The sequence below is a fragment of the Bacteroides sp. D22 genome (genome assembly GCF_000163675.1).
Taxonomy (GTDB): domain Bacteria; phylum Bacteroidota; class Bacteroidia; order Bacteroidales; family Bacteroidaceae; genus Bacteroides; species Bacteroides xylanisolvens.
Genome location: NZ_GG774807.1, coordinates 129,901 through 137,780, shown reverse-complemented (window position 1 = coordinate 137,780; position 7,880 = coordinate 129,901). Strand labels below are relative to the sequence as shown.

5 protein-coding genes and 1 pseudogene are annotated in these 7,880 nt (G+C 38.4%); 2 read left to right on the top strand and 4 right to left on the bottom strand.

Features of this window, described 5'->3' with window-relative positions:
• Positions 1-119, bottom strand: a pseudogene (locus HMPREF0106_RS28430) (transposase); the annotation flags it as partial.
• Between the two features lie 280 nt (positions 120-399).
• Here HMPREF0106_RS28430 and HMPREF0106_RS11510 point away from each other — a divergent pair.
• Positions 400-1,050: an HAD family hydrolase gene (locus tag HMPREF0106_RS11510; protein WP_009040133.1), complete on the top strand. Its 651-nt coding sequence runs from the start codon at positions 400-402 to the stop codon at positions 1,048-1,050.
• 23 nt (positions 1,051-1,073) lie between these two features.
• Here HMPREF0106_RS11510 and HMPREF0106_RS11515 read toward each other — a convergent pair whose 3' ends face one another.
• Together HMPREF0106_RS11515 and HMPREF0106_RS11520 are read right to left on the bottom strand one after the other, a co-directional pair.
• Positions 1,074-1,475 (bottom strand): HEPN domain-containing protein, encoded by a 402-nt coding sequence (locus HMPREF0106_RS11515; RefSeq protein WP_004301673.1) that lies wholly within the window; start codon positions 1,473-1,475, stop codon positions 1,074-1,076.
• Positions 1,472-1,795, bottom strand: coding sequence for a nucleotidyltransferase domain-containing protein (locus tag HMPREF0106_RS11520; RefSeq protein WP_004301671.1), 324 nt, complete (start codon positions 1,793-1,795; stop codon positions 1,472-1,474). The genes HMPREF0106_RS11515 and HMPREF0106_RS11520 overlap by 4 nt, the downstream gene beginning before the upstream one ends.
• 264 nt (positions 1,796-2,059) lie before the next feature.
• On the opposite strand from HMPREF0106_RS11520, the gene HMPREF0106_RS11525 reads away from it, so the two are divergent.
• Positions 2,060-3,199 carry a glycoside hydrolase family 88 protein gene (locus HMPREF0106_RS11525; protein ID WP_009040132.1) on the top strand — a complete coding sequence of 380 codons (1,140 nt, stop codon included), beginning with the start codon at positions 2,060-2,062 and terminating at the stop codon, positions 3,197-3,199.
• A gap of 66 nt (positions 3,200-3,265) precedes the next feature.
• On the opposite strand, the gene HMPREF0106_RS11530 is transcribed toward HMPREF0106_RS11525, so the two are convergent.
• Positions 3,266-7,552, bottom strand: a complete 4,287-nt coding sequence (locus HMPREF0106_RS11530) for a two-component regulator propeller domain-containing protein (RefSeq protein ID WP_009040131.1) — start codon at positions 7,550-7,552, stop codon at positions 3,266-3,268.
• Positions 7,553-7,880: the final 328 nt, after the last annotated feature.

The following is a 7,880-nucleotide window of genomic DNA, read 5'->3' as shown; positions in this document are numbered from 1 at the left end:
AGAGAATGGAGGCGACCTAATTCACTCGTTGCAAAACTTTGACGATATTTTTTAAGCATATCGAACTCGGTAAAACCTAAACAAGGTTCGATTTCTGAGATTTTTTGTATCTTTACCATGTGTTTTTATTTTTAATTACCCCCGTTTTGGCCGTCAAACCGTTTTTTGGGGGGAATGCTTAAAGATACAAAAAAGGCAACTAACTCGCAATGAATTAGTTGCCTTAAATTTTATTATTTTAGGAATATCCCTAAGTAGCTTTATTCTGAACAAGCATAGTTAACAGTTGTGCCAACGTCTTGGCACAACTGTTTCATTTTATAGACATCTAATCCATTTTTTATTTCTACCTTTGCATCTAAAAGATAGTCTATATAGGATAAACAATAAACCAAAACAATGAAGAAACTAGTTATATTCGATCTGGATGGAACATTGCTAAATACCATCGCCGACCTTGCCCATAGCACTAATTATGCTTTGAATAAATTAGGATACCCCACACACGATGTAGAAAAGTATAACTTCATGGTAGGAAATGGTATCAACAAACTCTTTGAACGTGCATTACCCGAAGGAGAAAAGACAGAAGAGAATGTGCTCCGGGTAAGAAAAGAGTTTATTCCTTATTATGATATTCACAATGCAGACGATAGTCGTCCTTACCCGGGTATTTCAGCGTTATTGTCTTATCTGCAATCCGCAGGCATTCAGATTGCCGTAGCCTCCAACAAATATCAGGCCGCTACCGAGAAACTGGTTGCCCACTACTTTCCGGAAATTCATTTCACTGCCGTTTTCGGCCAACGGGAAGGAGTAAATGTCAAACCTGATCCAACAATCGTTTTTGATATATTAAAACTTGCCGATGTACGAAAAGAAGATGTTCTTTATGTAGGTGATTCCGGTGTAGACATGCAAACAGCAGCCAATGCCGGTGTAACCGCTTGCGGAGTGACATGGGGATTCCGACCACGCACGGAACTAGAAGAATTTAATCCGGCATATATGACAGATGTGGCCGAAAAAATAAAAAAAATGGTCTTTTAACGATGATATCCTTACAAGAATAATTATGATTCGGCAAGTAAAACTTCAATAGTCTCAATAAGTTCTCTTGCCGGAGCTTTTATCGTACTGATTTCATCCTCCGATATTGAATAAATGCAATTATAATCCCCTTTTTGCCGTAATTGTTCCATACGCGCCAAAAAACTTCCCAAACGTGCACTAATTTTGCCTGTTTTTATAAAATTCAAGCCAAAGCAAGCTATCAACCCATCATGGGTTTTACATGATAATCCATTTTGTATTAATAAAGCCTGAACAGCATGAAAACAGGCATAATAATATCTATTGGAAGCAATATCCCAATACTTCAGATCAAACATCTCATCTGCTTGTTTCAAAAATACTTTAGCTTTCTCCAACTGTAATATCACCAAAGAATTACGTTCTTCATCTGTCAATTTCATACTAATTCAATTCCTTCCTGCTCTACATTTTTATAAAATGGTGTAATACAACTTGCAGCCCATTCTTTCATCGTATACATAATCGGATTAATTCGCGCTCCCAAGTCCCATCCCAACATAGTTAAGGGAAAGCTTACCTTATCATAATCTTCAGGCTCCAATTTTTCTTTATCTAAGATAATCAAAATATCCCAATCAGAATCAATCCGTGCATCCCCACGAGCTTGAGAACCAAACAACAAAGCCTTGCCACCTTTTGGTAAATGCTCTGTCAATGCCTGCTTAATAGACTCTAATATTTTATTTGTATGACTTTTCATATTCGTCTCCCCTTACTCTTCTACAAATATACAATAAATATCAATACAACAATATGACTTACAAAAAAATCGCTCTTGCTAATTATTCATACTTGGTTCTTATCCATGACTAATATGAATAAAGAATAAAGTCTAATATTACATATTTTCCGTACAAATTTCAATATCACTTTCCTTACAATGCATTTTCTTTGCAACAGGTAAAGAAAGGCTCACCTTTGTGTGCCTAAATCTAAGAACAATAGTAATCTAATTTATTATAAAATGAAAAAGCATCTTATACTATTTTTTGCAGGAGTAATATTGAGTTACGGGAACATAAAAGCACAGACAGTTCCCGATAAAAAAGAAATTCTGAAAGTAACTCTTCATGTGAACGACTATTTCATGAAGAAATATGCCAACTATCGCACTCCTTCCTTTGTGAAAAAAGTAGTTCGCCCCAGTAATATCTGGACACGAAGCGTATATTACGAAGGCTTAATGGCACTCTACTCCATCTATCCCGCAGACGAATATTATCTCTATGCCAAAGAATGGGCGGATTACCACCAATGGGGCTTCCACCGTGGGACAACCACCCGTAATGCAGATAATTACTGCGCCAGCCAAATCTATCTCGATTTATACAACATTTGCCCCGATCCTGAAAAAATACGGAAAACGAAAGCCAATATGGATATGCTGGTCAATACTCCACAAATAAACGACTGGTGGTGGATAGATGCTATCCAGATGGGGATGCCTATATTTGCCAAAATGGGGAAACTTACAGGCGAACAGAAGTACTTCGACAAAATGTGGGATATGTACGAATATACCCGTAATAAACACGGAGAGAACGGAATGTTCAATGTCAAAGAAGGTTTGTGGTGGAGAGACCATAATTTCGACCCTCCATACAAAGAGCCGAATGGTAAAAACTGTTATTGGAGCCGCGGTAACGGATGGGTATATGCCGCTTTAGTACGGGTAATGAATGAAATTCCATCTGATGAAAAACATCGCCAAGATTACATCAATGATTTTCTAACCATGAGCAAAGCACTGAAACAATGCCAACGTGAAGATGGCTTTTGGAATGTCAGCCTCCACGATCCGTCAAACTTCGGAGGCAAAGAGACTTCCGGCACAGCTCTTTTTGTATATGGTATGGCTTGGGGCATACGCAACGGTCTATTAGATAAAAAGACCTATCTGCCTGTAATCATAAAAGCATGGAATGCTATGGTGAAGGATGCAGTTCATCCGAATGGTTTTCTTGGTTATGTACAGGGAACCGGCAAAGAACCGAAAGACAGTCAGCCCGTCACATACGACAAAGTTCCTGATTTTGAGGATTTCGGAACAGGATGTTTCCTTCTTGCCGGAAGTGAAATCTATAAGTTAGACCTCAATATGTAACTGATAAACATACTTATCTTGAATCCGGTCTATCCTTCACAAACCGGATTCAAGGTAAATATATAACTACGTTTTACTTCTCTCCCCTTTCTGGTAAGCCGAAGGAGATACTCCAAACTGCGCTTTAAAACATTTACTGAAATAAAGAGGATCGTTAATACCCACTTTATAAGAAACTTCCGCAACAGTCAGATTCCTTTCGGTCAAAAACAGTTCGGCAGCCTTCTTCATTCGTACAACACGCAAATATTCATTCGGTGAGTATCCGGTCACTCCCCGTAATTTCTTATAAAATACAGTTCGTCCCATCCCCATCATCTGCGCAAATTCATCAATAGAAATGTTGTATTGAGAATAAATCTTTTCCACCACAGCCACCAACTGATCCGCAAACTCCTTATCCCGGTCCGTGTTACATAAAGCAGGACGTACTACCCCCGGTTCACTGGAAAATTTCTTCCGCAACTTTTCGCATTGCTCTATCAGCCGGAACACTTGCGCAAGCAAAAGTTTGAAACTAAATGGCTTTGCAACATAAACATCCGCTCCCGCTTCAAGTCCTTCCAGGTGCTTATCCGGTGAAGTCAAGGCAGTCAGCAGAATAATAGGAATATGACTTGTCGCAAATTCAATTTTCAGTTTCTTTGTCACTTCGAAACCGGTCATCCCGGGCATCAATACATCGCAGATAATCAAGTCTGCGTCATAGTTGCATGCCTTTTCAAATCCGGATATTCCATCCGCAGCCACTTCCACTTCAAAATAAGCACTAAGCTCCTCCTGCAAGAACCCACGAATATCATTATCATCTTCGATAACTAATATTTTATGCTTTTTAGACGCAGTTACCGTCTTTTCATGTTCCTGACATTCTTCAGAAAGCTCCTGCAAATGGTGAGTCTGCATATTCGCTTCTTCCAGCAAGACATTGCCGGGAATCAGGAAGTCTTTTTCCGAATAAACAGTTTTATCAGTCGGAATACATACCGTAAATACAGAACCTCCCCCTTCATTATCTTTATATTCAATCGTTCCCTTATGCACCTGCACCAATTCATGGCTCAAATGCAGCCCTACTCCAATGCTATCCCCGGAGAAGCTACTTTGCATGAAACGTTTAAACAATTCTCCCTGCTTTTCTTTAGGAATACCTACTCCGGTATCCGCTACCTGAATGTATAAACACTTCTTCGCCTCATCCACATTCACAGAAAACAGAATTGTCCCACCCGAAGGAGTATACTTAAAAGCATTTGAAAGTAAGTTATACACCACCTTATCCAAATTACCTTTATCAATAAACATTTTATAGGATGGCACAGACGGCAAAAAGCGGAAATCCATCTTCTTCTGTTCTGCTACGTCACTGAAACTTAAATATATTTCGTACAGGAAAGCAACTACATCAGTTTCCTGCAGAGAAAGAGCCAACTTGTTGTTCTGCATTTTTCTGAACTCCAGCAACTGATTAATCAGCCTCAACATACGTTGTGTACTTTTATCCATGACTTTCAACGGATGCAATAAGGCTTGTGGAATATCATCCGTCCGGTACATTTTCTCCAATGCTCCTTGGATCAATGTAAGCGGAGTACGGAATTCATGAGAGATATTTGTGAAAAATACCAGTTTATACTCTGTCAGTTGTTTTTCAACATTGATGCGGTTGCGCAACCTATTGAAATTAAAAATGATACGATATGTAAAGTACAAAGCTATTAATATCAGGATGAAATATCCGAGCATAGCCCAATTTGTTTTCCAAAACGGAGGCACAATAACAATCTTCAAGGTTGTTTCGGTATCATTCCAAATACCGGCACCATCACAATATTTCACATGAAAAATGTAACTGCCCGGCTCCAGATATTTATAAGTGGCAAAACTTAAAGAAGACGGAACATTCCATCCCTTGTCATAGTTTTCCAGCCAATACATATACTTGATTTGACCATTATCCGAATAATCGAGAGTAGAAAAATCAAGCATAAAAGAATTCTGGAAATATTTCAATGTAATCTTATCCGAATAGGCTAAAGATTCTTGCAAAGGAGACCCCGGCATATTAGGCTTCACCTGAATTCCATTAACGGACAATCCTGTGATAACAATAGGAGAAAGCAATCTCTCTGTTGGAATCTTCTTCGGGTCAATAATCGCCAATCCGTAATTTGTTCCAAAAATCAGTTTACCGTCTGCACCCATACACGCACTGTTCTCGCTATATACATTTCCTAATGTATAAGATGAGAAGAAATAATTCTCGAAAGAATGGCTGTTGGGATTGAACCTTGAAATTCCATACTCCGTAGCAATCCATAATTGTCCCGAATGATCTTCTAAAATAGATTGCACCATATTATTAACCAGTCCTTCCGCTATTCCATAATGTGTATATTTCAAAGACTGACAGTCGTCTGACAGTTCGCATAGATTCAGCCCAGCACCCGAAGTTCCTACCCACATGCGCCCTTTGCTATCACGAAACAGGCAACGAATCTCATTGCTGCAAAAATTGCCATCGGTGTAGCTGAACAAATGATAGTTATCTTCATTAGCAATCAATGAGTCAGGGTGGAATATGCAGATACCTTCACTTGTGCCCATCCATATCATCCCTTTCTCATCTTCTGCCATTACTCTGACTATCCGTAAGCCATACTTCTTTCCTTGAAAAAAACGACGGAACTTATATTGTCCTTTTTCCGTTGATTCTGCCAGATCCAGTCCTCCTCCAAATGTCCCCACCCACATACGATCTTTCTTATCACGAAGAATGGAATAAATATTAGAATGAGATAAGGCAAAAGGATTAGACGGATCCGTTTTATACCACGTATCTCCTATTTTTAGTCCGTCTCCCCGGGTTCCTATCCATACATTCTCCTGACTATCTTCTGAAATCGCATAAATATTATAGGGCAAATAATGATTATCTATCTTAGTTTTCAGATGCGAATCATAATTATACAATCCACCTCTACGCGTTCCTACCCATATATCTCCATTCGACATTTTAGTCAGTAACCGGATTGTATTCGAACGGTCAAAAACATCCGGTGATTCTGGATAGACATGTGTAATGCCTTTATTTGAAATGGAAATATGAGACAAACCGGAATATTCGGAGCTTACCCATATTCCTCCTGTCCTGTCTTTCATCAAACATAACAAGAAATCTGACCCTATAGGTCCTGCATTCTTCCCTTCGGAAACAAAGTGTTCCAACCGGTCCTCCTGAATATCGTAGGTGAAAAGTCCGTTTCCATAAGTTGAAATCCACACAATCCCCCGGTCATCACGCACCACATGATAGCGCTCATAATCTATATATTTCATCTTCTCTTCAGGGATCAGTTGAAAATTCTTTATTTCTCCACTCTTCGAGTTTATATAATAAATTCGTCCAGTGTTATTGTAAGCCCAACAATCTCCATAATTGTCATGAATCACTTTTCCATTATTTATTTTCAATTCCCGGTAAGGAGTTATTTGAAAGTTCTGAAAATCAAATTCATATACTCCTTCGCTGGAAGTAAATATAACCCATTTATCTTTTATCAATGAATGTGTGCTGACAGATGTATTACCGGCTATTGCAGACAGCGACGCTAAACAGTCTATTTTTTTCGATCCATTTACACAGCGATACACATCTCCACTCTTTGTCAGAAAATACATATCCTCTCCATGAGGGAAAGAAGAAGAAAAATTCAATTTCCTATCGATAAATTCAACTTTCCCTTTATAAACAGACGCAAGTCCCTGCATGGTACCAATCCAGATCCTGCCACTAGAATCTTCATTTATAAATTTAATCCGGTCATCGGGCAGGTTTCCAAATTTCGTTCTAAACTTCACAGAGGTCATAGTCCGATCGTCCTCACAAACAATTTGACGTACACCGTTCCTTCTATGCCAAAGCCACACATCTCCATTAGAGGACATAAATATTTCCGAATAGTTCTCTCCATCACTTCCGGTACCGGTAAAATCTACAAAACAAGCTTTCTGTAGGTCATAACAGCTGAATAATTCCGGTACAGTCTTTATCCACAAAAAACCGTTCTTATCCTCTGCCACATGTTTTATTCTGTTATCTGCTAAAGAAATCTGATCGTGTTTTCCACTTTCCAACTGATAAGTAAGAAAAGTATTTCCATCATAACGGGTCAATCCGTCTAAAGTACCCAACCATAAGAACCCTTTACTGTCCTGAAACATGCATCGTACTGAATTACTAGGTAGCCCATCACTGGTTCTCATTTGTTTGGAACTAAGTTCAATATCAGCATACAAATCCGATAAAGAAAAACTTAACAAAACGAAGAGGCATAATAATTTATATTTCATATAGTGCTTGGGGTTATTTTGATTGCTGGTTACAAAGATACATCTTTTCATAGTTTTTTTAAGATTTATACAAGCAAAACTAACCAAAAGGAATAACGAATACAAAAAACATAGCAGACTATTTCGAAATGAGGATTATTGTCCATATATATGTCATTTTTTCCATATACCAACTAATGATTTGCATTAAATTACAATCGTGGCAAATCAAAACGGTGGGGAAACGAATTAAACTGTAACCACACATAAAATATACAGTTTAACACTACATCATGTCGGCTCTATACGCCAATTTTAAAGTTATAATTATTAACAGACAACTATAATT

Coding starts and splice junctions, on each gene's coding strand:
- HMPREF0106_RS11515 (WP_004301673.1), bottom strand. CDS start 1,475: ATGAAATTGACAGATGAAGAACGTAATTCTTTGGTGATATTACAGTTG.
- HMPREF0106_RS11530 (WP_009040131.1), bottom strand. CDS start 7,552: ATGAAATATAAATTATTATGCCTCTTCGTTTTGTTAAGTTTTTCTTTA.
- HMPREF0106_RS11520 (WP_004301671.1), bottom strand. CDS start 1,795: ATGAAAAGTCATACAAATAAAATATTAGAGTCTATTAAGCAGGCATTG.
- HMPREF0106_RS11525 (WP_009040132.1), top strand. CDS start 2,060: ATGAAAAAGCATCTTATACTATTTTTTGCAGGAGTAATATTGAGTTAC.
- HMPREF0106_RS11510 (WP_009040133.1), top strand. CDS start 400: ATGAAGAAACTAGTTATATTCGATCTGGATGGAACATTGCTAAATACC.